General features: G+C 37.0%; 21 protein-coding genes. 8 read left to right on the forward strand and 13 right to left on the reverse strand.

Features of this window, described 5'->3' with window-relative positions; translation table 11 throughout:
* Nucleotides 1-72 precede the first annotated feature (72 nt).
* Together FRZ67_RS00845 and FRZ67_RS00850 are read right to left on the reverse strand one after the other, a co-directional pair.
* Nucleotides 73-1587 (reverse strand): saccharopine dehydrogenase C-terminal domain-containing protein, encoded by a 1515-nt coding sequence (locus tag FRZ67_RS00845; RefSeq protein WP_147187717.1) that lies wholly within the window; start codon nt 1585-1587, stop codon nt 73-75.
* 93 nt (nt 1588-1680) lie between these two features.
* Nucleotides 1681-3243, reverse strand: coding sequence for a DUF4339 domain-containing protein (locus tag FRZ67_RS00850; RefSeq protein WP_147187718.1), 1563 nt, complete (start codon nt 3241-3243; stop codon nt 1681-1683).
* A gap of 321 nt (nt 3244-3564) precedes the next feature.
* On the opposite strand from FRZ67_RS00850, the gene gyrA reads away from it, so the two are divergent.
* From gyrA to FRZ67_RS23300, 3 genes are all read left to right on the forward strand, one after another.
* Complete coding sequence (gene gyrA / locus FRZ67_RS00855; protein ID WP_317131455.1) at nt 3565-6177, forward strand: DNA gyrase subunit A; 2613 nt, start codon at nt 3565-3567, stop codon at nt 6175-6177.
* Between the two features lie 13 nt (nt 6178-6190).
* The gene (locus FRZ67_RS00860; RefSeq protein WP_147187720.1) at nt 6191-7489 is read left to right on the forward strand and encodes a hypothetical protein; all 1299 of its coding nucleotides are present in this window, start codon (nt 6191-6193) and stop codon (nt 7487-7489) included.
* A gap of 438 nt (nt 7490-7927) precedes the next feature.
* Nucleotides 7928-8083, forward strand: a complete 156-nt coding sequence (locus FRZ67_RS23300) for a hypothetical protein (protein ID WP_158638270.1) — start codon at nt 7928-7930, stop codon at nt 8081-8083.
* Nucleotides 8084-8169: 86 nt separating this feature from the next.
* Here the strand turns inward: FRZ67_RS23300 and FRZ67_RS00865 are convergent, their stop codons facing one another.
* Entirely contained in the window at nt 8170-8415 is a 246-nt protein-coding gene (locus tag FRZ67_RS00865; protein ID WP_147187721.1) for a hypothetical protein, read from the reverse strand.
* Between the two features lie 276 nt (nt 8416-8691).
* Between FRZ67_RS00865 and recF the strand changes: the two genes are divergently transcribed.
* The gene (recF, locus tag FRZ67_RS00870; RefSeq protein WP_147187722.1) at nt 8692-9774 is read left to right on the forward strand and encodes a DNA replication/repair protein RecF; all 1083 of its coding nucleotides are present in this window, start codon (nt 8692-8694) and stop codon (nt 9772-9774) included.
* Between the two features lie 94 nt (nt 9775-9868).
* Here the strand turns inward: recF and FRZ67_RS00875 are convergent, their stop codons facing one another.
* The 3 genes from FRZ67_RS00875 to FRZ67_RS00885 all read right to left on the reverse strand — a co-directional run bounded on the left by FRZ67_RS00875 (nt 9869) and on the right by FRZ67_RS00885 (nt 13248).
* Nucleotides 9869-11476, reverse strand: coding sequence for an ABC transporter substrate-binding protein (locus FRZ67_RS00875; protein WP_147187723.1), 1608 nt, complete (start codon nt 11474-11476; stop codon nt 9869-9871).
* Between the two features lie 97 nt (nt 11477-11573).
* The gene (locus FRZ67_RS00880) at nt 11574-11990 is read right to left on the reverse strand and encodes a hypothetical protein (protein WP_147187724.1); all 417 of its coding nucleotides are present in this window, start codon (nt 11988-11990) and stop codon (nt 11574-11576) included.
* Between the two features lie 166 nt (nt 11991-12156).
* Nucleotides 12157-13248 (reverse strand): anhydro-N-acetylmuramic acid kinase, encoded by a 1092-nt coding sequence (locus tag FRZ67_RS00885; RefSeq protein ID WP_147187725.1) that lies wholly within the window; start codon nt 13246-13248, stop codon nt 12157-12159.
* Nucleotides 13249-13342: 94 nt separating this feature from the next.
* Here FRZ67_RS00885 and upp point away from each other — a divergent pair, with 94 nt between their 5' ends.
* Nucleotides 13343-13996: a uracil phosphoribosyltransferase gene (gene upp / locus FRZ67_RS00890; protein WP_147187726.1), complete on the forward strand. Its 654-nt coding sequence runs from the start codon at nt 13343-13345 to the stop codon at nt 13994-13996.
* A 71-nt stretch (nt 13997-14067) separates the two neighbouring features.
* Entirely contained in the window at nt 14068-15093 is a 1026-nt protein-coding gene (locus FRZ67_RS00895; protein WP_147187727.1) for a PorP/SprF family type IX secretion system membrane protein, read from the forward strand.
* Nucleotides 15094-15526: 433 nt separating this feature from the next.
* On the opposite strand, the gene FRZ67_RS00900 is transcribed toward FRZ67_RS00895, so the two are convergent.
* The 3 genes from FRZ67_RS00900 to smc form a co-directional block, all read right to left on the reverse strand.
* Entirely contained in the window at nt 15527-15856 is a 330-nt protein-coding gene (locus FRZ67_RS00900; RefSeq protein WP_147187728.1) for a DMT family protein, read from the reverse strand.
* Between the two features lie 12 nt (nt 15857-15868).
* A complete protein-coding gene (locus FRZ67_RS00905; protein ID WP_147187729.1) occupies nt 15869-16306 on the reverse strand; it encodes a hypothetical protein in 438 nt (145 codons plus the stop codon).
* A gap of 153 nt (nt 16307-16459) precedes the next feature.
* Complete coding sequence (gene smc, locus FRZ67_RS00910) at nt 16460-19981, reverse strand: chromosome segregation protein SMC (protein WP_147187730.1); 3522 nt, start codon at nt 19979-19981, stop codon at nt 16460-16462.
* A gap of 597 nt (nt 19982-20578) precedes the next feature.
* Between smc and FRZ67_RS23895 the strand changes: the two genes are divergently transcribed.
* Nucleotides 20579-21223, forward strand: a complete 645-nt coding sequence (locus FRZ67_RS23895) for a J domain-containing protein (RefSeq protein WP_147187731.1) — start codon at nt 20579-20581, stop codon at nt 21221-21223.
* On the opposite strand, the gene FRZ67_RS00920 is transcribed toward FRZ67_RS23895, so the two are convergent.
* Complete coding sequence (locus FRZ67_RS00920) at nt 21218-22093, reverse strand: alpha/beta hydrolase (protein WP_225975465.1); 876 nt, start codon at nt 22091-22093, stop codon at nt 21218-21220. The genes FRZ67_RS23895 and FRZ67_RS00920 overlap by 6 nt on opposite strands.
* A gap of 161 nt (nt 22094-22254) precedes the next feature.
* On the opposite strand from FRZ67_RS00920, the gene FRZ67_RS00925 reads away from it, so the two are divergent.
* Nucleotides 22255-22926, forward strand: a complete 672-nt coding sequence (locus tag FRZ67_RS00925) for a spheroidene monooxygenase (protein WP_225975466.1) — start codon at nt 22255-22257, stop codon at nt 22924-22926.
* A gap of 295 nt (nt 22927-23221) precedes the next feature.
* Here FRZ67_RS00925 and FRZ67_RS00930 read toward each other — a convergent pair whose 3' ends face one another.
* From FRZ67_RS00930 to FRZ67_RS00940, 3 genes are all read right to left on the reverse strand, one after another.
* A complete protein-coding gene (locus FRZ67_RS00930) occupies nt 23222-23605 on the reverse strand; it encodes a response regulator (RefSeq protein ID WP_147187734.1) in 384 nt (127 codons plus the stop codon).
* 634 nt (nt 23606-24239) lie between these two features.
* Entirely contained in the window at nt 24240-24596 is a 357-nt protein-coding gene (locus FRZ67_RS00935) for a response regulator transcription factor (RefSeq protein WP_158638271.1), read from the reverse strand.
* A 298-nt stretch (nt 24597-24894) separates the two neighbouring features.
* Nucleotides 24895-25524 (reverse strand): response regulator, encoded by a 630-nt coding sequence (locus FRZ67_RS00940; protein ID WP_147187736.1) that lies wholly within the window; start codon nt 25522-25524, stop codon nt 24895-24897.
* Between the last annotated feature and the right edge of the window lie 22 nt (nt 25525-25546).

The following is a 25546-nucleotide window of genomic DNA, read 5'->3' on the forward strand; positions in this document are numbered from 1 at the left end:
ATAGAATTATTGAACGTACAAGTGAGTGACACAACGAAGTTCAATAGAAGCAATGCCGCTGGCTACATAAAATTATTCTTCTGTTTCGTTGAAGATAATGCCATGCTGTTTTAGCTCTTCCAACACCGGTTCATAAATTTCAGGGCTAACGGGAATGTGCAAGCCTTTCTCTTTGATCTTGCCTTCGAGAATAAGTTTGGCGGCAATGCCCAGGGGCAAGCCAACCGTTTTTGCCATAGCGGTGTGTATACTGTCGTCGCCCTGCAATACAAGGCTGCTCTTGATTTCTTTATGTGTGCCGTTGAGTTCGTAACCAATTTCATGCATCATCACGATCATGTCTTTGTCTTCAGGTTGCAATGCCCATTTCTTTTCAAGAATAAATTGCAACACATCTGCGGCGCTGCATAAGCCTTTGTTGATCATGGTTTCATCATCATCAAGCCCGAGGAAAAACAATTGCTTCATACTAAGATTGGCTTCGTGCATTTTACCGGCAACAGATTCTGCGGCTTTATCTTTTACTTCATCAATATCGAGTGTTGTAAGCGAACCTTTTTCGTCTATCATCATGATCTCTTCATCACCAGATTCGCCAGCTTCGTTTGCTTTTTCTTCTGCTTCCATTAACTGCATTAATTTTTCCATCATCGTCTTCGCATAATCAAGTTTGCTGGTAAGCATATTATTCAACCAATCGCTGAAACCATTTTTTTCAAAATGTTGTTTGAAGAAAGCGGCCACAGACATGCCATCTGTTTCATACACTTTTTCTTCATCAGTCAGTTTAAGATCAACAATGTTTTTCCAGCCGAAATTAAATTCAGGATGACGGAGTGTTGTGCGCATTAATGTGTTGATGTGATCAAGCCCGTACAATTTTTCGTAAGCAAGCGAATCACGGTTTGCATAGTAAGCGAATATGCCATGTTCAGGAACTTCAACAATTTTTTCTGCATTGAATAATTCTGCGTAGGGGAGATGAACTTCTTTTCCATCCTCTTTATAATCCGCACCGGCTTTGCCTGCAAGCACCACGTTGCGTGGGTTCCAGCTTATTTTATAATGCCATGGATTGGTATCACTTTCAGGTGCAACCAAACCACCGCAATGAGATTTGAAAGAAGTTATTTTTCCGCCATCTTCTTTTATGCGATGAAAAATTTGCATAGCGCTCATGTGATCAATACCGGGATCAAGACCCATTTCGCATAAGAAGAGCAATCCTTTCTTTTCAATCTGGTCTTGCAACGCATTGATTGATTCACTTACATAAGAAGCGGTTAATAAATTTTTACCAAGTTCAATACAATCCAACGCAACAAGAAAATGAAGATTGGGCGGCATCATAGAGATCACAATATCTGCCTGTGTAATTAGTGCTTTTCGTTGTTCTTCATTCTCAATATTTACCTGCGCTGGTTTTACAAGATCATGTTCGCCAACTTTTGCCTTAACAACTTCGAGGTTACTATCTGCAACCGTAACCTTCCAGATATTTTCAGTAGCAATATTTTTTAAATAATCTATTAAAACGGTTGCAGACTTGCCTGCACCAAACAAAACAATATGTTTTATACCAGCCATAGATTGCAAAATTGTAAATGAAGAATAGCAGCAAAAATAAAAGCCTTTTTTAAAAAAGGCTTTTATCAATTTATTGAGTAAAGATAATGGAACTTAATCGGCAATAATATTCAGGTCATTTTGTGCAGAACTGATCATTGAAACTTTATACTTAATGCCTGCGGCTTTTGCATTTTGAGGTGCATTTACCTTAATACTTCCACCTGCTTCAATATTCTTTACAGTAAGTGTTTCACCTTTCAAATATTTGCCGGTGGCATCAAAATACTGCAAATCAAGTACTACAAGATCCAGTGATACATCACTTATATTTGAAAGATTATATTGAACACCGCTGGAAACAGGGTAAGATTCAACATCAACATAATCGTCAATTGATGCTGCTTTTTTTACCTGTCTTTTTACTTCATTGTTTGCAACTGGCTGTTGCGTTGCAGGTTCTTTTGCAGTATTTTCAATTTCATTTCTTTTCACAGAACTTCTTGCACCATTCGCTTCTGTAACCGAAGGCTGGTAATTCTTTTGAACAGGCGCCACAGTTTGCACTGCAGTCTTTGCAACTGTATTTATTTTTTGTGTCTTTGCAACAGTATTTGTTGCTGAAACAACATTATTTCTTTGCGAAGCGATAACCGCTGGTTTGGTATTTCTTGCAACGGCTGGAGTCACAATTGATTGCTTTTTATTTTTAACCGGTTGGCTTACTTCCACGTTTTCCTCTTGTTTTGGAGCGTTATCAACGACAGCCTCAGTATTTTCTGTTGTATTTTCATTTGGCGCCGTTTCATTTGGTATAAGCTGAATATCCTGTTGTGGTTGATTATTCTTGGCTTCTATATAACCTGTTTTATCACTCCATTTTAAACCAACCCACATGCCGGCTGCAAGAATTGCAATTAGTAAAACTGCTGCTGTTAAATGGGACTTGTATTTTTCAAACCCGCCTGCCGATTTTTTCCGGGCCAATAAACTGTCGGCATATTGTCCTGCAATATCATCAAGTGATTGAGAAAATTTTGTTTCTAAAAGCTCTTCTTCACCAATATGTTTTATTCGGTCATTCACCGTTTGGTAAGAAACAGATGCATTTGAAACGGCTTTCTTTTCCTGTTCCCAGTCGAGCCACATGTTTTCCCATGCCGGGTTATTATTTGTTTGAACCGGTTGTGATTGTTTTACAGGTTCTGTATATGTGTTGTACGAAACAGGCTGAGATTGCTTTACAGGCTCTGGCTCTGCATTATGCTGAGTATATGAAAAAGATTGGGGTTGTATGATTGGCCCTGGTTGAAATGCAGGGTTAACCACAGTTGTTACAATAGTTTCTATTTTGTGTGAATCAGCTTTTACCCTGAAACGCGGTTTTTCTTTCTTGACTACTGTTGCAGCCAAAACGGGGGTTTCAGTTGTAGTAACAGTTGGTGTAGGTTGTTGTGCAGAACTTGCTGAAGGCTTTTTATAAAATCTATCGAAAGGCTGTTCCTCTACTGGCGGTACATAAGGTTTGAATGCTTCTATCTCGCAGGGGTAACGCCAGGCAGCACTTCTGCCTTCCACCCAAACAAGATCATATTTCTTTAAACCCATTTGGATGAGTTCTTCAGCAGCATAAGGTCCTGTTTCTTTGTTGTCGCGTAAAAGACGGTACTGTTTCATCTCGAAGGAGTTAGAACTGGTATAATGCATAACCTGTTCCCTTTATTGTAAAGGAATCGTTATAAATTATATATACTGCAGCATAAAGTTCTGAATGCACAAGTGAGTGACACAACTGGCGATGCTCAAAGAACAAATAGTTTGAAGCCAATAACCCTCTTTTTTGATACCAGCTTTTGAACAAATGGCATCGTCCCTTGCGTCGCAATCACTTTATCTTTCTGTCTTTTATTCAACTAATAAAAGTTATCTGCACCTTGTGCATAAAAGAATGTAAAAAAGCCTTGTTTTTTGCTGCATTTCATACCCAAAAAGTTAGATTTGCAATCCCGCAAAAAAAGGGTTCAACAGAAGTATTTTACAACACGTATGGAAGAGAATCTATTGCCAGAGCAAACCAGTGATAACGATCGCATTATCCAGGTAAATATTGAAGAGCAGATGAAGACTGCTTACATTGATTATTCAATGTCAGTTATAGTTGGCCGCGCATTACCCGATGTAAGAGATGGGTTTAAACCTGTACACAGGAGGGTTTTATTTGGAATGAATGAGCTGGGAAACAACAGCAACAAGGCTTATAAAAAATCAGCACGTATAGTAGGTGAGGTAATGGGTAAGTTTCATCCGCATGGTGATGCATCCATTTACGACACATTGGTGCGTATGGCGCAGGAGTGGACCATGCGATACACGATGGTGGATGGCCAGGGTAACTTTGGTAACCAGGATGGAGACATGCCTGCTGCCATGCGTTATACTGAGGTTCGTCTCCACAAGATTGCGGAAGCCATGCTGGAGGATATTGATAAGGATACAGTTGACTTTCAACTAAACTTTGATGATTCTTTGCAGGAACCAACTGTACTTCCATCAAGAATTCCGCAACTTCTGGTAAATGGTAGCAGTGGTATCGCTGTTGGCATGGCAACGAATATGATGCCGCATAATCTCAGTGAATCTATCGATGGTTGTGTTGCCTATATTGATGATAAAAATATTACAGCAGAAGACCTGATTAAATATGTAAAGGCACCTGATTTTCCAACAGGTGGCGTAATCTATGGAATGGAAGGTGTAAGACAGGGCTTACTTACAGGGCGTGGAAGGGTAGTTCTTCGTGGTAAATGTCATATTGATACAAAAGCCAGCGGACGTGAGCAGATCATTATTACAGAAGTGCCATACCAGGTAAACAGGGATACGCTTACAGACCGTATTGGTCAATTAGTAAATGAAAAAATAGTTGAGGGTATTGCCCATGTAAACAACGAAAGCAATAACAGGGAAGGTACCCGCATTGTTGTTGATCTTAAGCGTGATGCAGTAGCCAACGTAGTTATCAATCAAATATATAAATACACTGAATTACAGACCAGTTATGGTATTAATAATGTGGCTCTTGTAAAAGGCAGGCCAAAGATTCTGAATGTAAGAGATCTAATAAGTGAATTTGTAGAATTCAGAATGGAGGTTGTAACAAGAAGGGCACAGTTCGATCTTAAAAAAGCAAGAGAAAGAGCACATATTTTGCAGGGTTATCTCATAGCATTGGATCATTTGGATGAAGTGATCAGATTAATCAGAAGCTCAGCTACACCAGATCTCGCAAAAGATAACCTGATAAATGCTGGTTGGGGTATTGATGAAATTCAGGCGAAAGCAATTTTAGAATTACGTCTCCAAAGGTTAACTGGAATGGAGCGTGATAAAATCAAAGAAGAGTTTGATAACCTGATGAAATTGATTGCCAGCCTGGAAGAATTATTAGGCAGTGAACAACTTAGATATGAGTTAATTAAAAAAGAGTTATTAGAGATAAAAGAAAAGTTTGGAGATGCCAGGAAGACTGAGATTCAATACCTGGCAGATGAGATGAGGATTGAAGATCTTATTGAAGAAGAGGATGTTGTGATAACTATTTCTCATTTAGGTTATATCAAAAGAACATCGGCTTCCGAATATCGTCAACAACGCAGAGGTGGAAGGGGTGCAGTTGGAAGTAAAACAAGAGAAGAAGATTTTGTAGAACATTTGTTCGTAGGATCTACACATGATACAATGATGTTCTTCACGCAACAAGGACGTTGTTATTGGCTTAAAGTTTATGAGGTTCCGGAGGGTGAAAAACAAAGTAAAGGCAGGGCTATACAAAATCTTATTCAAATACCACCGGACGATAAAGTAAAAGCTATTATTAATGTCAGGAATTTTGAAGACAAAGAATATAACAGTAACCATTTTATTATACTTTGTACCAGGAAAGGCGTGATAAAGAAGACTTACCTGGAAGATTTTAGCAGACCAAGAGCAAATGGTGTAAACGCCATTAATATTATTGAAGGAGATGAGTTGATTGAAGCTCGTATGACCGATGGCAATTCTGAAATAATGATGGCTGTAAAAAGTGGACGTGCCATTCGTTTTCCCGAAGAAAAAGTAAGACCAACAGGGAGAGGGGCTATTGGTGTAACGGGTATAGAAGTTGATGATGAAACAGATGAAGTGATTGGCATGATATGTGTCAATAAAGGCGAAACAGAAAAAACAGTACTTGTAGTAAGCGAAAAGGGGTTTGGTAAAAGAACTTCCGTAGACGAATATAGAATTACTAACCGCGGGGGAAAGGGTGTGAAAACTATCAACGTTACTGAAAAAACTGGTAAGCTTGTAGGTATTTTAGATGTTAGCGAAAAAGAGGATTTAATTATTACATGTAAATCTGGCATAACTTTAAGAACTGGTATATCAAGCATAAAAGAAGCAGGTAGAGCTACCCAAGGAGTTATTCTCATAAGGCTTGATAATGGAGATGAAATAGCTGCAGTTTCAAAAATTGAAGAGCAGGAAATAAACGGTAAACATGAAGAGACCGGGAATAGCGAAAGCAATGAATCAAATGATAATCAATCTGAAACAACAAATACTCAATAATAAAATACACATTATGAAAAAAGTGTTTTTATCTCTAGTGCTTGCTTTTTTTTCACTGTGGGTCGCGGCGCAATATAATGCTGTTACTTTGTATTATAGTACAGGAAAAATAGAAGATGCAAAAAAGGAAGTTGACAAACTTATGGCGGACCCAAAAACAAAGGATAAGGCTGAGACATACATATGGAAAATAAACGTTTATAGTGAATTATATGCTGATAGCAGTTTAACTACTAAATATCCAAGTGCCCGAGTAGATGCTTTTGAAGCTCTAAATACATATGTTACTAAAGAGCCCGATCTTAAATTGTTAAAGGAGCAAGGTGGTAGAGCCATGAATATTTTATATGGTAATTCCTTCAACAGTGGAAGATCTGCATTTACTGCTAAAGATTGGAATAAAGCATATGATAATTTTGCTTTCTGCCAGCAGGTGAGTGAGTTTATAGGTGCACACGGCCTGAATACCAATGGAAAATATACAATTGACACTACAGTTGTTTTATATACCGCATATTCTGCTCAAAATGCAGGCAAGTCTGCTGAAGCGGCCACTCGTTATAAGGCTCTTGCTGATTGGAAGATTAATGACAAAGAATATGAAGATATTTATAAATTCATTCTTGATTACGACACAAAGCAAAAGGATAATGCAAGCTTCCAAAAATACCTGGCGATTGCAAAAGAAGTATTTCCGGGAGATGCATCTCTGTGGAACCAGTTTGAGATGAATTATATGACCAATAATACAGGGCTTGACGAAATTATAAGCAAGTACAAAACAGAGGACGCCACTGGAAAACTTACCGAAGATGGATATATAACTTACGCAGAATCGTTTGCAATGCCGGATAAAGCACAGGCCGATAAATTAGATAGCGCACAACAGGTTCAATTAAAACTTACAGCAGCTGATGCTTTTGCAAAAGCATACAATCTTAATAATAAAGCCGGTCTTTATGCTTTTAATACAGGTGTATTGTACTATAATATTTTTTCCGCGCTTGACGACAGGTTTTATGCATATACCGGAGAGTCTCCTGCATTTAAGGCCAAACGTGCTGAAATAGTGAAAGAGCAACAAGATTATGCAGCAAAATCTATTGAATGGCTGGAGAAAGGATATACTGCACTTAAAGCAAAGGATCCAAGAGAGAAAAGTGAAAATAATAGCTTAAACAGATGTGTAACTTTTTTAGCTAACTTATACATGTGGAAGAGAGATAAAAGCAGGGGAGTGAATCCTAAAGATTACGATGCTTTTGATACTAAATATCAATTCTATGATGGAGAAGTTGATAAGTATAAATAGGTAAAAAGAAAATATTTACTTCATTTTTACTTCAATTAAAAAGGTTTTCGGAAATAGATTTTCGGAAACCTTTTTTATTGCAGCAATAATCTAATGCAGTTAACAAATTGCTCTGGAAATCCGTTAAATAAGCGAGCGTTGTAGAAATAAAAAGCATCTGCTTATTTATTGTATCATAGCCTTTTTTCTTTAATATTCCCGTGCCTGCTTAACATAAAAGTACCTTATACGAGTTTCAAAAATTCCTTATTCTTAACAGGCTTTCGGGGAATAGATTTTTTAAGCAGCGTCAATTTTATTGCTTAAAAAATCTATTCCCCGAAAGCCGCCACTAAGAGACATTTTTGAAATTTGTATAAGGCTATATTATGTTTCAGCGTGGTAGGTTCTGTGTATTCAATTTTTTAAGTTTTGCGATAGCCTTAAAAATTGAATAGGATGGCAGGAGTATTAAAGAAAAAAGAAAAGGGTATCGGAGGCAAAGCCGACGCTGGTACTCAAATTTCTCGCACGATTGTAAGTAAGAAGAATAAAAAAGATTGGAATTTAATGATGAAACTTATCAAAAATGATTATCATAGAAAACAAGTCTGAGTTAGATATTCTATATAATAATTGTATTGATGCATTTGCCAAATTAGAAAAGGCAGTAAATGAATTGCAAGCTTGGGAACCGAAAATTACTTTTCGGATTCTAACAAACTCAAAAGAAGATTCTTGTGAGAATCACAGCAACTCTCCAGAATAATATAATCCGCTTTCCCGTCTAAAAGTAATACACCAATTAAAGCCTCTTTCGTATTGTGAATAGGGCAATCTATTTCTATATTCTTGTTATTTAAACGGTTTACTATTTTACCTAATACAATTGCATCAAGATTATTTCTAAATGAAAGTATTGTTCCTGTATTTTCATTTTTCATCATTGATTGAAACTTTATCATACGCTTAAATCTTTCCACTAATCTACGCTAAGTTCTCCGCAGGCTGTTAATAGAAGCGTGGGCTTTTTTCTGTAATACTCCAGTGCCTGCTTAACATAATATAAATTATAGGAAAAATAGCTTATTTTGAATACCGCTGAATGGTATTGTGGCAGCATCGCCGCGTCGCAATTCATTAGTCTGCAAATCTTTGAGGAACATAATCTGCATACATAAAAATTATGAGCAGGAAATAAATACAATTTACTTTGCAACTTTATGATTCATTTAAATAGCATATCTCTCACACAGTTCAGAAATTATTTATTTCATCAATTCAAATTCTCTGAAAGGATAATTGCTATTTGTGGAAAAAATGGAACCGGTAAAACAAACATGCTTGATGCAATATATTATCTCTGCTTTACTAAAAGTTATTTTTCAAAGCCAGATGCACAAAGCGCTTACCAGAGTCTCCGTGGTTTTCGCTTGGAAGGAAATTTTTTAAAAGACAATGTAGAGAATGACATTGTTTGTATACTTAGAGAAACTAATAAAAAAGAATTTTATTTAAATGGCGAAGTATGCAAAAAATTCTCTTCATATATCGGAAAATTTCCTTGTGTATTTATTGCACCCGACGACGTGCAGCTTATTACGGAAGGCAGCGAAATCCGTCGCAATTTTGTGGATATGATTATTTCACAGATAGAGCCTGGATATCTGCAACATCTAATTGATTATAAAAAGTTGCTTGAAGAACGCAACAGCCTGCTAAAATCCGCAGCTGAAAAAAATTACCTGGATGAGACTTTACTGGACATTTTAGATGAGCAACTTGTAAAAACTGGCCACAAAATATTTGAAACCAGAAATGTATTTCTGCAATCTTTTCTTCCGCTTGTACTCCAGGTATATAAAGATATAGCTGGGGAAAATGATGTAATTCATGTAAATTATTATAGCCAATTACTCCGGGTTTCTTTTGAAGAATTGTTACAACAAAACCGTCAACGAGATATATACCTGCAACGCACCGGCTATGGTATACATAAAGACGATCTGGAAATAACCATGCTGGAGCTACCATTTAAAAACCTTGCTTCTCAGGGGCAGCGTAAAAGTCTTTTGTTTGCGCTTAAACTGGCTGAATTTACCATATTAAAAGAAAAAAAAGGGTTTGCTCCTCTTCTTTTACTTGATGATATTTTTGAAAAGCTTGATGATCAGCGCATGAACAACCTGTTACATAAAGTTTGTATTGAAGAAAAAGGTCAGGTATTTATAACTGATACACATAAAAAAAGACTTGAAGAAGCTTTAACTAAATTATTGGTAACCTTTCAATTATTGGAATTGTGATTTAATGCTCAATAATGTGATAAAATTTCAAGAGTGCGACGCAACAAAGTAAAATAGTGTTCTAAAGTCGGGCTCAAAAAGCTTTCATTTCTTTTTATCGTATTTGCGTCTTTCTTAATTCCAATAAATTCAAAGCATTGGAATTAAAGCCTTCTATATTATTTTGTACAAGATGAATTACCTCGTCATACCAAAGTGGAACAACTGGGGCATCATCAATAACTATCTGGTCCATTTGCCTGTATAAAGCATAACGCAGCGAATCATCCGTTTCCTGTAATGCCTGTTCGTACAATTTATCAAAGGCAGGGTTTTTATATCGTGTATAGTTTGGTGGTGCTGGATTTTTACTATAAAAAATAGTCATATAATTTTCAGTGTCAGGGTAATCCGCAATCCAGCTTGCACGAAAAAATAAGGCCTGCTGTTTAGCCGTTTGTTGCAATAAAAGACTTTTTTGTATTACTTCTACCTTAACGTTAAGTCCCACTTCTTCTACTTGGCGCGCCACAAAACTGGCAATATCAGCATAGATTGGGATTGTTAACAATTGAATTGCCGGCATATTTTTGCTATCAACACCCGAAGCGGTTAAAAGAGCTTTTGCCTTTTGAGGATTATAATTATAACCTGTAACCATTTCTGCATTTAATGAAGGTAAGCCCAATGGCACTATTCCGGCTTCCGCGGCTGTTCCAATTGAGTTACGCATATACATTATTAACTGCTCACGATTTATGGCATAATTAATAGCCTGTCTAACTGCTTTTATTTTTAAAGGAGATGTTTTAACCAGGTTATTTTGAGTATCTGCAAGTATTCCAAAATATTCAGTATTCAGGTATGCATGTTTATCAAGTTTTATTTTATCAATCCATTCGGGTCGCAGGTCTCCTTTTTTTGTAAGTATTTCATCCTTAAATGAAGGATCGATATCATTTACAAAACTCAAACGCCCCTGCCTGAATTCGAGAAACTCTGTCGCTTTATTATCGTAAAAACTGATCTTAACTGCGTCGAGGTATGGCAAAGTTTTTCCGTTAGCATCTTTCTCCCAGTAGTGTTCATTTTTTTCGAGAACCATCACCTGGCCTTCATCCCAATACTTTAATTGGAAAGGGCCAGTGCCACAAGGATGGCTGCGAAAATCTTTTCCATACTTTTCAATTGCTTCGTGAGCAATTATACTACAGTACTGCATGCTAAGAATACCCAGAACAGGTTGAAATGGCCGCAATAATTTTATTTGAAAAGTTGAGTCGTTCAAAGCAGTAAAACCTTTTACACTATCTATCTTTCCATTAAATATCCATGCGCCACTACTTGCGGTACTATTATTCCTGATTCGTTGCAAACTATAGACAACGTCCTGTGCAGTAAATTTTCTTCCTCTATTGGCAGTAAATATTTCGTTGTTTTGAAAATACACATCGGTGCGCAAATGAAAGGTGTATAAAAGCCGGTCATTACTTATCTCCCAGCTTTTTGCCAGCGATGGAACAATATGCAGGTTACTGTCTATTTCTACCAGCGTATTATACAGTTGATGCACCACCCACATTATGCTTTGATTACGTGCAAAAGCAGGATCAAGTGTAGCAACACCAGTTGTTTCGTTATAATAAAAAACCTGTTTATCAGTTTGCTTTTGGTTATTGCATGAAACTTGTAACGCTAATAAAACAGCAAAGAATATTTTCATGTACCACGCAGTATTGCATATGGCATCGCCTGTTGCGTCGCACTCTTGTACAGTATGTGAATGATTCGGCAATTATTTTTCTTTATTAAGCAAACAATTATTTTGATTCTGCAACAATTGCACTCATCACAGACAGATTGATGCTGTCTGTACCTTTTGGCAGCCGGTATCTTGTTTTAAATTCTTTTTCACTGTTTGGTTTTATCACGTCATTTATTACATCTTCATGTTCTTCTACCATTTTGCCATTTTTGTAACACAACATTTTTATACGTACATCTTTGTATGCAACCACGGTTGCTTTATTATATAAAATACCACGGATAACTGTCTGACCGATGATATTTTTTTTATTATCACCAGTGACATTAATAAAATGAAGTGGGTTCTTTTTCTCTTTTTGTTCGAGGCTTTCTTTTTGTTCAGTATAAGTTTGCTCTTCAGATTTTTTTGCATCGCTGCCGCACGATAAAAGCGTAACAGTAATAAAAAAAAGGCAAAAAATATATTTCATATTATCCGGTTATTCTTTTGCTTAACGTAAACCAAAAAAAAATATTTCAGCATATTATTTTTATCCTTCGCATCCTTGCTGAATAATGTTATGCCGTACAAGAGTGCGACGCAAGAAAAGATTCATTTTTAAGTTACAGATTGGTTCATAAAATGCTTGTATGTTCTTATGCCTCCTGCCCTATCCAAACTGCGCCGCCAATGCTGTTGCGGCTTGCACCCGTTACTGACTGCATAACTGTATCTTCTTCTCGCCATCTTAAAACTCCCAATAAAGCCATGATAAGCGCCTCTTTATATTTCACTAAATTTTCATCAGGCACTATTACTTCAATATTGAAAACATTTAGGGATTCTTTTAGTCGCTTTATAAGAAAATTATTGAAAGCGCCACCACCTGTTACGAGCATTTGTTGTTTACTGGCTGCAATTTGTAAACTATTTACAGCATGTACAATTTGCTGAACAATATGCTCTGTGTATGTTCTTAATGCATCAATAGCAGGTAAGCCGGAGACTTCAATAAGCGGAAACAAAATATCTGTCCCAAAATTATTTGCCAAAGATTTTGGATAAGCTTGCGTATAATACGATTGATTATTTAACTGCGTTAGCAAAGCTGTGTTTAGTAAACCTGACTGTGCCATAGAACCACCATTATCATATTCTTTTCCTTCTTTTGCAGCAAGCATATTTAATACACGGTTCGCCGGGCATATATCAAAAGCAATATATTGATCTGAAATATTTGCAGAAATATTTGCAATGCCGCCAAGGTTGAGATAGTAACCGTATTCGGGCAACAAAAGCTTCTCACCAACGGGCACAATAGGTGCACCCTGACCGCCAAGCGCTACATCCATTGCTCTAAGATCACTTACAACATTAATACCGGTAGTTGCTGCAATAGTTGCACCATCACCCAATTGTGCTGTCATACCAAGAGATGGCTTGTGAAAAACTGTATGACCATGCGAAGCAATTAACTGTACTTTGTGGTGGAGATCATGTTTGTCAATAAATTTATTTACAATCTCACCGGTAAACTTTCCATATGCGGCATGTAATAACAGATACTCATATGCATTTAGCCGTGTTGCCTGCTGTAATTTTTCAAACCACTCATGGCCGTATGGAACACAATCAGCTGCAATAATTTCAAAAACCCATTTACCAGCTCTTTCTTCGAGTTCTGTAAAGACAATATCTATCCCGTCAAGAGAAGATCCGCTCATCAAACCAATTACGCGGTATATCATACAACGATTTTAAATTTATGCTTGCTGATTAAAGATTTGGTCTTACTTTTCGGTTGCAATCTACAACCGGCAAATTAAAAAATGCTTTGTTATCATGGTTATTAATTTAAGTGAGCAGTATAGCTTAATTACCAACTGGCTGGGTGAATTAAGAAACACGGAGATACAAAATGACCGAATGCGTTTCCGTCGAAACCTTGAGCGTATTGGAGAAATAATAGCTTATGAAATAAGCAAACAGATGCCATGGGAAGAACAGGAAATTCAAACGCCGCTTGGTTTACACTCAAGTAAAGTATTAAAAGAGCAACCTGTGCTGGCAACCATTTTACGTGCAGGTTTACCCTTGCATAACGGCATGCTTAATTATTTTGATAAAGCCGATAATGCATTTATATCTGCATACCGAAAGCATGATCCTGATGGTAATTTTGTAATTGAACTGGAATATATCAGCTGCCCTTCTCTTGAAAACCGCATAGTAATTATAAGCGATCCGATGATCGCAACCGGCGCATCATTAGTTAAAACAATTGAGGCAATGAAAGACGAAGGTACCCCGTCACAAATAAATGTTGTTTGTGCCATTGCCTGTACAGTGGGCATTGAATATATTATAAGAGAAGCAGGTGACTCTGTAAACATATGGTGCGGTGATATTGATGATGAGCTTACTGCAAAAGGTTATATCGTTCCCGGACTTGGTGATGCAGGAGACCTTGCATTTGGCTTAAAGTCTCAGTCTTAGTGTGTTAAAGATTAATTAGAAACAATAAATCTGTATCTTAATTCCCTAAATTTGAATCCTTAATAACTGTAATGAGAAATTTTCTTTTAACGCTCTTATTGTTATGTGTTGCATGCATTGTGAAAGCGCAGGATCCGCACTTTTCACAATTTTACGCTTCACCACTAACCCTTAATCCTGCATTTACCGGAAAATTTGATGGCAACGTAAGAGTTGCCGGTAATTACCGTAATCAATGGCCAACTATTAACCGGGCTTTTCAAACTGCTACTGTAGCAGTTGATTTTCCTATTTTGAAAAAAGTAGTTGATGAGTACGACAGATTTGGTGTAGGCGTTATGGGCTACACAGATAAAGGTGCAGACGGCGCTATATCTTTTAATTATCTTTCCATTTCTACTGCATATCATAAAGCACTTGATGAAGATGGTTATAAGCAATTGGGGTTGGGCTTCCAGGGCACTTACTCAAATATGCTTATCAATACTTCTAAACTAACATTCGAAAACCAGCTTGATCTTAATGGCGAATGGACGCGACCATCCGGGGAAACTTTCGACAATGTTTCTCTTAATAAAAGTTATTTTGATTTAAATGCTGGTTTGCTCTATACACAAAGTACCACAGACAGAAATAATTATTATGCCGGGGTTAGTCTTTATCATATTAACAGGCCTGATCAAACTTTTAATGCGGGTCCCGCATACCTGAATTATAATTTGAGTATGCGTACTACATTTCATGCAGGTGGTTATTTTTCTACCGGTTCAAACAGTACTGCGCATTTAAGTGCTTTATACAGTACACAAGGTGGCGCCAGCGAAACCGTTATTGGAGGTGCTATGCAGTTTGCAACTGCAGATCTTAATACAGCAGATAACCCTATTAGTCTTTACGCAGGTGCATGGATTCGCCTGGGTGATGCATTGATTCCTTATATAGGTCTTGAGTATGGTAATGTGCGTTTTGGCGCTACTTACGATATTAACACGTCTGATCTAAAAGCTGCTTCTCAAAGCCGTGGTGGTGTTGAAATTTCACTGATCTATATTGCAAAAACTCCTGGTAGTAAAGGGCTGCCTTGTCCTAAATTCTAATTTATTTTTGGTTTCCAACGATTGTGCTAATGGCATCACCTGTTGCGTCGCACTCTTGTGCTTATTGTATCTAAGCATCATGCATGGCATTTTTTGGTGTAAGAAGGCTGTGAGTTCTACAATCAATTCAACTGAGAAATAATCTCCACATAAAAATTGCTTCCGGGCATCCTGGGTAATAAATATTTTCAATCAACTATGCTTTAAAAAAAATGAATTTTTTTTTATTTCCTTTAAACCTTCCAGATTTGAAGAGGTCTGTTATACTGTGCGTTGCAGAATAAGGATAAAAAGTACAAGGATGCGACACAACAAGAGCTTAATGAAGAACATTAAGCCGGGCTCAAAAAAGATTTAGTACACTTACTATAAATTAGCAGCAGGGTTAAAACAGGGCGTCATTGCGAGAGCTTGATGCCCTTTGTTTTTTTGTTTATTTTTTGAAGGCAAAATATACAGCGCCCATTAAAAAAGCAAAGCTGATAAGATACTTTGATTGAAATGGTTCTTTTAAATACAATACGGCAAAAAAACTGAATATCACAAGTGTTATTACTTCCTGTACGATCTTTAACTGGAAGCCGTTCCAGCCTGTAGTAAAGCCCATTCTGTTTGCCGGCACTGTTAAACAATATTCAAAGAATGCTATTCCCCAACTTATAAGTATAGCTTTCCATAAAGTGATGCTGGTATCTCTTAAATGCCAGTACCATGCAATCGTCATAAAAATGTTTGATACAACAAGCAGCCCGATTGTTTTCATGTAATTAAATATTTAGTTCTCGTATTTTCTTTTCTTAACAGGTTTATCATTCAATTGTTCCATTACAGCTTCCGGTGTTGGGTTGCTGGTAACAGAGACGGCGATATAAAACATGACAATTAAGAGGCCAATTGAAAATAACACTTCACCAATAGTGATCCAGTAGCCCCACCAGCTATAAACCGCACCCATCTTAGGTTGGGAAGCTTCGTAAATGAAATCGACCTTCTCTCCTTCTGTAAATTTTCTGAAGATGTAACCTGCATTTACTGCAAACTCTTTTCTTTCTGTTCTGTAAAACGCATAAGGCATCATCTTATTGGTAGCCGAATCTTTTATAAAATGAATAGTTGCTTTTGTAAGCTCGCCATCAAAATAATCTGGCTGGCGGGAAAATAAAATATATAAACTGAAACAGGTAAGGTATAATATAATAGCGATCTTATACATCTGAGAACTTTTACCGCAGAGACGCTAAAGGCGCAGAGTAATTTGTATGCCCTTTGCGTCTATCTTTCTCTGCGGTTATGAAATAAAAAGAGTCGGCAATATTAGCCAACTCTTCGAGATATCCAAAATCCCCCTTGGATACGTTAGTGATATTTAATTACTGAGACTTCTAAAATCTACAGGCACCAGCTTACTTACACCCGGTTCCTGCATGGTTACACCATAGATCACATCAACTGCGCCCATGGTTTGTTTATTGTGCGTAACAATAATGAACTGCGAGTTTTCGCTAAACTTTTTGATCATCTGTGTGAATTTACCCACGTTGGCATCATCCAATGGCGCATCTACTTCATCGAGAATACAGAAAGGTGCAGGTTTGATAAGATAGATTGAGAACAGCAATGCAGTCGCGGTTAATGTTTTTTCTCCACCACTTAACTGGGATATAGAAGATGGTCTTTTACCTTTTGGTTTGGCAATAATATCGATTCCTGTTTCTGCAAGATTCTCCGGATTATCCAATACCATATCGGCTGTGTCTTCTTCGGTAAATAAAGCCTTAAATACTTTCTGGAAATTTTCACGAACCTTATTAAAAGTGTCAAGAAACTGCTGGTTGGCCGTTGCTTCTACTTCCTGTATAGTTTGCAGTAAACTTTCTTTGGCATCTACCAGGTCATTCTTCTGTTCGAGAATAAACTCGTAGCGCTTTTTCATTTCCTGGAATGCTTCTATAGCGGTTGGGTTTACTTCACCAATATTCTCCAGGCGTTTGCGCATCCTGTCAGAAGTAGATTGTAGATCCTCCAATGGTGTATCTGTTAAACGTGGCTGATCAATAATTGAATCGAGTTCAATTTTAAATTCCACATTCAATCTTTCCTTCATGCCAGCTAATTGTAATTTTAATTCATTGAATTTGTCTTTAATCTCACTCAATAAATGTTCTACCATTTCGCGGCTCTTAGCTTTATGTCGCAGCTCACTTTCCTTTGCCTGTAAAGCATTCCGTTGGTTATAATAAGACTGGTCTGCCTCATTCAGTTTCTTTTCTTCTTCTTCTTTCCTGCGGATGAGTTCTATCAATAATTCTTCACCTTGAACCAATGCATTTTCACTTTCCGTAATGTTACCTGCTGCTTCAGCTAATTGATGTGTATTTGTGGTAACCTGGTTCTGCAGATCATTCAATTGATTTTTCTTAAACACCAACTCCTGCTTAATAGCAGCTATTTTACTTTGCTGTCTTGTAAGTAAAATGTTGTTTTCATTAAACAGTGCAGAAGCGGCATTATAATCCTGTTCCGCCAATTGATAATCCTGTTCTACCAATTTTAGTTCCTGTACAGTCGTCTGTAATTGTTCATTCAGGCTTATCAATGATTCACGTGTGGTAGCAATACCATCCTGTTCATCCTGTAAACGATATTCAAGATCTTCTAATCTTTGCTGTGCATTCTGTTGAGCAGATTGTAGGTTCTCTATCTTGTTTCGTGTTGCGAAGACCTGATTGGTGAGTTGGTTGATCTCGTTCTCTGTCTGTTTTATTACATTTTCTTTCAACTGCTCGTTAAAGCCAATAACTTCATTGTGCTTTTGCTTGATCTCAGCTTTTAATGCATTTACTACTGCATCCTGCAAAACAATCTCATCATGCAGTTTTTCTAAATTCTTTGCACGGCCAATTTTCTTTCCCTCAAACAAACCGACACTGCCACCGCTAAGTGTGTATTTACCTTTTACATACTTGCCTGTCTTTTCCAGCACAACAGCACCATTGGAGTTTTCAATAGCGTCTTCATTCTCTGCTATATAAACATTACTCAATAAATATTCAGCAAGTTTCTGGTATTGATCATCTACTTCAATTACACTCAACGCAGGGATGGTATTAGCCGGTTGATGTGTCTCGACTGTTGCCTCATTAATCTTATCAAGTATAAAGAAATTAGCTTTACCTTTTTTATGCTCATCCAGTAAATGCACAGCAGTAAGACCTTCCTGTAAGTTGTTTACTACATAATAGTTCAGGTAAGGTTCCAATACATTTTCAACTGCAGCACGATATTCTTCATGTACATAAATAATGTCAGATAATATCGGCGCAGTATTATTCCAGCTGGGATTTTTGTGCAGGAACTTTACACTCTCAGGGTAACCTTCCATAGAGTCTATTAAACTCTTCAACAAGTCATGTTCATTGCGTTTGGAATCCAGCTTGCGATTTTCTTCGGCCAACTGGTTGCGCAGAACTTCAAGCTGGGCCTGTGTTTCAAGGATCTGTTCTTTTGTTCTTTCGTGGTGCTCCTGTAATTGTTGTAAATCGATCCGTTTATTTTCCAGCAGCTCTTCTTTTTCCTTTAATTCATTTTCTAATTGTTGAATCTGCGCTTCACGGTTTTGCTTTTCATCAGTTAACTGTGCCTGGGCTCTTTGCAAATTCTGAATAGAAGTATCTGCAACAGCCACTTTCTTTTCTGCATCAAACTGTCCGCGCTGTGTTTGCTGGTATTGCATGCGCAATCCATCAACAGCGCTACGTTTCTCATCAAACAAATTCCGTTTTTCTTCAACACCCTCTTTTGCCAATGCAAGCTTTTCTTCAATATCTGTTAGCTTGCTCTCTTCTTCTGTAACCTGTAACTCACTGAACTCAATCGAATCTGCAATGCCTTTTAGCTGGCCTTCTGCTTTTGATAAGAAATCTTTTAAGTTGTTTTCTTTTTCTTTCAGGTAATGCAGTTTCTGAGTAGCAAGGTTCTTTTCATTTTCTTTCCCTCGCAAATCCTGCTGCAGCATATTAAACTCAGCCTGCATAGTTTGCAATGCTTTCTCCTTTTCTATAAAACCAACTTTTTCCTGTTCAATGGCAGCTTCTTCTGTTGCAATCTCTGCTTCTAATTGTACACGCCTGTTGGTTTCTGTTTCCTGTTGTTCGTTTAAATCCCTGTAAGTAAGATTGAACCCTTCGAGTGAAGCCTTTGCCAGTTCAACAGCTATTTCTTTGTAATCTTTTTTGATCTCAAAATACTTTTCAGCTTTCTTAGCCTGGTTCTCCAATGCTTTCAACTGGTTGTTGATCTCGAACAGCAAATCTTCGATCCTGTTCAAATCCTGTTCCGTAGCATCTAATTTATTTTTTGCTTCTTTCTTTCTTGTTTTATAAATCGTAATCCCTGCAGCCTGTTCCAGCATGCGGCGGCGGCTGTTCTCTTTGTCTTTGATGATATCATCTACCATCCCCAGTTCAATGATGGCATAGCTGTCTGTAGAAACACCGGTATCCATAAACAGGTTATGAATATCTTTCAAACGGCAGCTTACATCATTAAGCCGGTATTCACTGTCACCGTTTTTAAAGAATCGTCTTGTAACAGTAACTGTACTAAACTCTGTGGGTAATAAGTTACGGGTGTTTTCAAACGTAAGGCTTACTTCTGCAAGTCCACTGGCACTGCGTGTTTTGCTGCCATTGAATACCAACGCATCAAGGTTCTCACTACGCAAAGACGAGATCTTTTGCTCACCAATAACCCAGCGGATCGAGTCAATAATATTGCTTTTACCACAACCATTTGGCCCGATAATGCCAGTAATTCCTTCGTCAAAGTTTACGACCGTTTTATCGGCAAAACTTTTGAATCCTTTTATTTCTAACGATTTTAGTCTCACTTGTAACCCATTTAATCAATTGCGAACATAGTCTAAAAGACCAACAATACGAAAGTGCAGATTTTTGCTGTGGAGAAGCTGTGCAGAAAATGAAAAGATTTAAGATAATATGAGAATTAAAACAGAGCTTAATTTATTTAAGCTCCTGATTTTAAATATTTAAGATAATATTATTTACATTTTTATGGCACAAACTTTTGAGACTCCGGGCATCGCCTGTTGTGTCACTCACTTGTACATTCTGAACAATATTGAGCAATGAAAACTAACTTTCACTTTTAATTTTTAACTGCTGATTTATATTCTATAGTACAAGAGTGCGACGCAAGAAATGATGCCATAAAACACTTCGGCCAAGGTTCATAAATTATTCCTCCGAATTCCATTCAATCATGGTTAAAATTATACAGGAGAGTATGCTACTATCACTCATATAGTGTGTCAATTAAGTTCGACATTCAAGCTGATTGTGTAAACAAAAACAATTGCTTTATGGAAAGCTAAATATGGTAAATGCAGGAAGAAGGTTTTAAAAAAATAGAGGCTCTGCTATACGCAGTATATATAATTTGTGGCGCTTAACTTCGCCGCCACAACATGTCTTCCAAAGATTATTATATTATTCTTGGTGTAAAGCCAACTGCATCGGCGGATGAGATCAAACGATCGTACAGGCGTCTGGCATTTAAATATCATCCCGATAAAAATCCAGGAGATATAATTGCAGAAGCAGCTTTTAAAGAAATTGTAGAAGCATATGAAATATTATCTGATGCAAAAAAACGGGAAGATTATCACTATAAAAGATTTTACACTTATAATTACCAATACAAGAATGAACCAAAAGCAACCCCGGAATCCATTTTAAAAGATGCGGTGAAATTGCAACAACTCGTAGAAAGAGCCGACCCGTTCAGAATGAACCAGGATGCATTGTTATTCCAGGCAGAAGATGTTTTAAATGAAAATAATCTTGCTATTCTTAAAGAAGAGAAACAACTTTCTGTAAATGCTCAAATTATAAATGCATTATTGATTGCCTGCAAGCCCATGCATTTTTCTTTTTATTTGAAAGTACATGAGAAACTAATACAACTTCCAGATGAGAACTCCAAACAAGTGCTGACAAATTTTTATAAATCAAAACAAAAAGAAAACAACTGGAATAAGTATAAAGTTATTGGAGCTATTGTGCTTGCATTACTTATGTGCCTCGTAATTTTCCTGATCAGTAAATTATAACCACTTATTTGCTCTCATCCAGTTAATGCATCTTTCAAACCATTTATCTTGTGTAGTTGTATTATTCATACCAAAACCGTGTCCGCCTTTTTCATATACATGTAATTCTGCGGGCACTTTATTTTTGATCAATGCTTCATAGAACATAATACTGTTGGCGACCTTCACTACATCATCATCAGACGCATGCACTAAAAATGTAGGTGGTGTCTTAGTTGTTACCTGTTCTTCATTGGAGAAGTAATGTAAAAGTTTCTGATCAGGATTTTTGTTGATCAATGCATCTCTTGAACCGATATGTCCAATGCTGTCATCAAAACTGATAACAGGATAACCAAGTATCATAAAATCAGGGCGAATATTTGCGTCAGCTAATTCTTTGCGTGCAGGATCATTAAAATGCGTACCAACTGTTGAAGCCAAATGCCCACCAGCGCTGAATCCCATAATGCCCACTTTATTTTCATCTATGCCATATTGCTTTGCATTTTTTCTGATGAGATACAAAGCCTGTTGTGCATCCATCAATGGCACAAAAGATTTGTTTTCCATGCAGGCATCATTAGGCAAGCGGTAACGCAATACAAAAGCAGTTACACCAAGTTGATTAAATGCTTTTGCAAAATCATTTCCTTCATGTCCTGCAGCAACTACCCAATAACCACCACCAGGACAAATCAATACCGCAGTTCCATTACGTTTTTCTTTTGGTGCCTCAAATACAGTTATGGTAGGAATTGAAATTCCGCTTACGATCAGTATCCCATCTTTGTTCCATGAAGTATCAATAATTTCTTTTTGTTTTACTTCACATGGTTTTGAATTGGGTATGGCACCTTCATAAAGTGGAATAACTTTCTGTGCTTTCATTGATACTGTTGTAAACATTAAGCAGGTAAATATTGTTAGAAGCCTTTTCATATTGCAAGTTATAATAGGTTGTATATTGCTTTTATAAGCATCTAAGATAAACCAAACATAAATATATTCATTTGATTTGTGCATTAACGATAGTGAGATACAAACGATATATGGGCTGGTGCGGGCTTTTATCTATGGCATTATTCAGGCTTCCACTATTCTTTAATGAGCAAATCAATTTCTGGAAACTATTGGGTTGCGGAAAGAATGGAACCTTTGATATTTATCCGGACTGGCGGCAATGGGCAATACTAGTCGTCAAACGTGAATCGTCAAACGTGAATAAAGACAATAAACTTTTATATGGCTCTTTTATAAATGCATGGTGGAATTTTTTTCGATGTGAAGTTTATACCATTATACTTGAACCAATAGAAGGTCATGGCACCTGGGACGGTAAAGAAGCATTTGGTAAACTTCCCAGGCAAACTGACCACGAAGGAATGGTTGCGGTGCTTACAAGAGCCACTATAAGACTAAATCGACTGCGGCATTTCTGGAAGCACGTTGATGCCGTTGCTACACAAATGAACAATGCAGACGGCTTCATAACTTCTGTTGGAATAGGCGAAGTACCGTGGATAAAACAAGCCACGTTCAGTATATGGGAAAGCAAAGAGCATATGAAAATGTTTGCTTACAAAATGAAAGATCATGCTGAAGTTGTAAGAAAAACCAGGCAGGAAAACTGGTATAGTGAAGATATGTTTGTACGCTTTAAACCCATTTTATCCTTTGGAAATTTGCACGGTATAGATCCTTTGAAATTGAAGTTGCAATAATTTTTTTACAAGCTTTAGTACTACTATCATCGCCGCTTGTGTCACTCACTTGTACGTTCTAAACAGGTGTGAGCTATCAGGTATCAGCATTCAGTAAGCAAAGCATATTCACCTCAACCGCACTGCTGAAACCTATTCATGGGTACAAGAGTGCGACGCAACGCAGTTTAATTCAAGTACTCAAGCCGGGTACAAAAAAAGGCAACAGCATTATGCAGTTGCCTTTTAGTTGAGCCGCTATGGAGAATAAATAAAAGCCTATGAATTTTTTTGAATCACTAAATATTGAAGGTTATTAATTATAGTTTGGGGTCTGCTGCTGTAATATCGATCTGAAAGATTCAGCCATGGCAGATATTTTTACGCGGTCCTTTACTATGTGATAACTGGCACCACATTGTATGGCTTCTTTCGCTGCAGGGTCTCCCATTATCTCTGTTAAAACAATAAGCGGTATTTTCATCCCTATACCTGCAAGTTCTTTAAAATTATCGCTCATTTTTTTTTCTGAGAAAGCAAGATCATACAATAGCAGGTCAAATTTAACCGAACCCATTAGCGTTGTAGCTTCTTTCATTGTATAAGCATATATAATGTTTACCGACAAACCAGTTGCGGTAAGGGGGGCGTTAACCCAGTTAAGGTCGCTGTCATTGTCAGAGATTATTAGTATATGCATAATATGATGATTGCTACAAGTATAATTTAATGAACCTCTGTATTATTAATACAGTAATGTTTTTGTAAGTACTGTTAACTTTGTTTGTATTGGTGTGGCCATCAATTTATTTTGATGGCCTTTCACCATTACAATACATGTGCATCATTTCACTCTTAACCTCTTTGCAATTTCACTTCCGGGCTTCACATTTCTTTAATGCACACATGCACTATTGGGGTTTGCTATTATTTGGTTTTCCAGGAACAATTAGTTTTACAAAATATAATTAGTAAAATTTCATGGCTGGTTATAAAGACTCTCTCTCTCAGTTTTCAGCAACTTCTTTCGGGGTTAGCCCTGATCTTGAATCCTTAATTTGATGTAACAAAATAACTATATTGCGAAAGCTTAAAAAATAGTGTAATCAATGTTTTTAGGGTACTACTTCCTGTATGATTAGTGTAGTGTATTTACTACACATTTTTATTAATAGATATTATGTTTCATTGCTAATATCATATAACAGGAGTATAATTTTTTAACATTAGATTTATTAAATCTATTAGAATGCTTTTCTGTTGGCAAGTTCTGTTGATGCTTATTAGGGTGGACTAAAGGCGGTTAATTTTATAAAAGGAAGATAAGATATTTATTATGCTTCTAGAGCAGTTATTATATCGGGAATCATATCAAAATCTTTTGATTTATCTACAAAATGATCTGCGCCAAGTTTTAAACATAACTGGCGGTAATAGTCATTTGCATTATTGGTAAGCATTGCTACTGTAATGGAGGGGTACTTTTCTTTTACAATACGCAATAGTTCGATGCCGCTTGTGTCTGGCAGGTTAATGTCAAGAAGAATAATATCAGGTGTTGTTTGTTCCAGTATTTCAAGTGCGGCAGTAACAGTAAATGCATGGGAAATAGAATCCACCTGCTCAAGTTCATTAAGCATATCAGTCAACCTCTCAATAATCAGATATGAATCATCCACAATAAGTATCATCTTATTTTTTTTGTATTGCATTTCCCTCGCGGATTAATGCAAACTTATTCTTACATATATTATTAAAAAATAGTTCTCTTGCTCTCTTTATTGTAGTACGATTACTACAAACAGTAATGGTACTACAATAAACTTAAAGAGCAGGAAGTTAGTCGTAATAGGCTACTAAAAACAAACATCTTAAATACAGGCTTGATTATGACCTGTGTTTGGCTACTGCATTGTTCATTATTGTTCGGAACGTACAAGTGAGTGACACAACCGGCGATGCCATTTATTTGGATGCGCGGAAAATAAATTAAATGAGTTTATTTTCTATGGCGTATAGAGTAAGGTCTGCATTTGTTTTAAGATTCATTTTGGCCATTATGCGTGCCCTGTAAGTACTTACAGTTGTAACGCTTAACGACATTTGATCTGCAATATCTGAAACCGCCTTGCCGGATGCCAGTAATTTTAAAACTTCAAACTCACGGTCTGAAAGGTATTCATGTAATGGTTTTTCATTGTCTTTATCAAGACTTGAGGCAAGTTGTTCTGCAATGGATGGTGTTATATATTTTTTACCGAGTAATACACGATGTATTGCTTTTATTAATTCTTCCGGCGCAGATTCTTTATTAAGATAACCTGATGCTCCTGCCTTTAAGACCCTTATGGCATAATGCTCTTCTGCATGCACACTCAATATTAATACAGGTAATTTTGGGTTATGTAATTTTATTTGCTGTAATGCTTCCATACCGGATCGTCCCGGCATAGAGAGATCTGATATTACCACATCCCATTCTTCTTTCATCACTTTTTTAAGAAGGATATCTGCATCCGCAGCTTCCTGAACATCTGCAGTGGGAAATTCATCCAGCAATATCTGTTTTAGTCCACGTCTAACAACCGTATGATCGTCTGCAATAAGTATCCGTAGCATATTTATATATTTTTCTAAAAGG

The organism is Panacibacter ginsenosidivorans (assembly GCF_007971225.1).
GTDB classification, from domain to species: Bacteria; Bacteroidota; Bacteroidia; order Chitinophagales; family Chitinophagaceae; genus Panacibacter; species Panacibacter ginsenosidivorans.

Excerpts from the sequence above, each read along its gene's own strand:
- FRZ67_RS00885 (WP_147187725.1), bottom strand. The coding sequence starts at position 13,248 with ATGATATACCGCGTAATTGGTTTGATGAGCGGATCTTCTCTTGACGGG.
- FRZ67_RS00875 (WP_147187723.1), bottom strand. The coding sequence starts at position 11,476 with ATGAAAATATTCTTTGCTGTTTTATTAGCGTTACAAGTTTCATGCAAT.
- FRZ67_RS00860 (WP_147187720.1), top strand. The coding sequence starts at position 6,191 with ATGAAAAAAGTGTTTTTATCTCTAGTGCTTGCTTTTTTTTCACTGTGG.
- FRZ67_RS00905 (WP_147187729.1), bottom strand. The coding sequence starts at position 16,306 with ATGTATAAGATCGCTATTATATTATACCTTACCTGTTTCAGTTTATAT.
- upp (WP_147187726.1), top strand. The coding sequence starts at position 13,343 with ATGGTTATTAATTTAAGTGAGCAGTATAGCTTAATTACCAACTGGCTG.
- FRZ67_RS00920 (WP_225975465.1), bottom strand. The coding sequence starts at position 22,093 with ATGAAAGCACAGAAAGTTATTCCACTTTATGAAGGTGCCATACCCAAT.
- FRZ67_RS00935 (WP_158638271.1), bottom strand. The coding sequence starts at position 24,596 with ATGATACTTATTGTGGATGATTCATATCTGATTATTGAGAGGTTGACT.
- recF (WP_147187722.1), top strand. The coding sequence starts at position 8,692 with ATGATTCATTTAAATAGCATATCTCTCACACAGTTCAGAAATTATTTA.
- FRZ67_RS00895 (WP_147187727.1), top strand. The coding sequence starts at position 14,068 with ATGAGAAATTTTCTTTTAACGCTCTTATTGTTATGTGTTGCATGCATT.
- FRZ67_RS00930 (WP_147187734.1), bottom strand. The coding sequence starts at position 23,605 with ATGCATATACTAATAATCTCTGACAATGACAGCGACCTTAACTGGGTT.
- FRZ67_RS00845 (WP_147187717.1), bottom strand. The coding sequence starts at position 1,587 with ATGGCTGGTATAAAACATATTGTTTTGTTTGGTGCAGGCAAGTCTGCA.
- FRZ67_RS00880 (WP_147187724.1), bottom strand. The coding sequence starts at position 11,990 with ATGAAATATATTTTTTGCCTTTTTTTTATTACTGTTACGCTTTTATCG.
- FRZ67_RS00940 (WP_147187736.1), bottom strand. The coding sequence starts at position 25,524 with ATGCTACGGATACTTATTGCAGACGATCATACGGTTGTTAGACGTGGA.
- FRZ67_RS00865 (WP_147187721.1), bottom strand. The coding sequence starts at position 8,415 with ATGATGAAAAATGAAAATACAGGAACAATACTTTCATTTAGAAATAAT.
- FRZ67_RS00925 (WP_225975466.1), top strand. The coding sequence starts at position 22,255 with ATGGGCTGGTGCGGGCTTTTATCTATGGCATTATTCAGGCTTCCACTA.
- FRZ67_RS00900 (WP_147187728.1), bottom strand. The coding sequence starts at position 15,856 with ATGAAAACAATCGGGCTGCTTGTTGTATCAAACATTTTTATGACGATT.
- FRZ67_RS00850 (WP_147187718.1), bottom strand. The coding sequence starts at position 3,243 with ATGAAACAGTACCGTCTTTTACGCGACAACAAAGAAACAGGACCTTAT.
- FRZ67_RS23300 (WP_158638270.1), top strand. The coding sequence starts at position 7,928 with ATGGCAGGAGTATTAAAGAAAAAAGAAAAGGGTATCGGAGGCAAAGCC.
- FRZ67_RS23895 (WP_147187731.1), top strand. The coding sequence starts at position 20,579 with ATGTCTTCCAAAGATTATTATATTATTCTTGGTGTAAAGCCAACTGCA.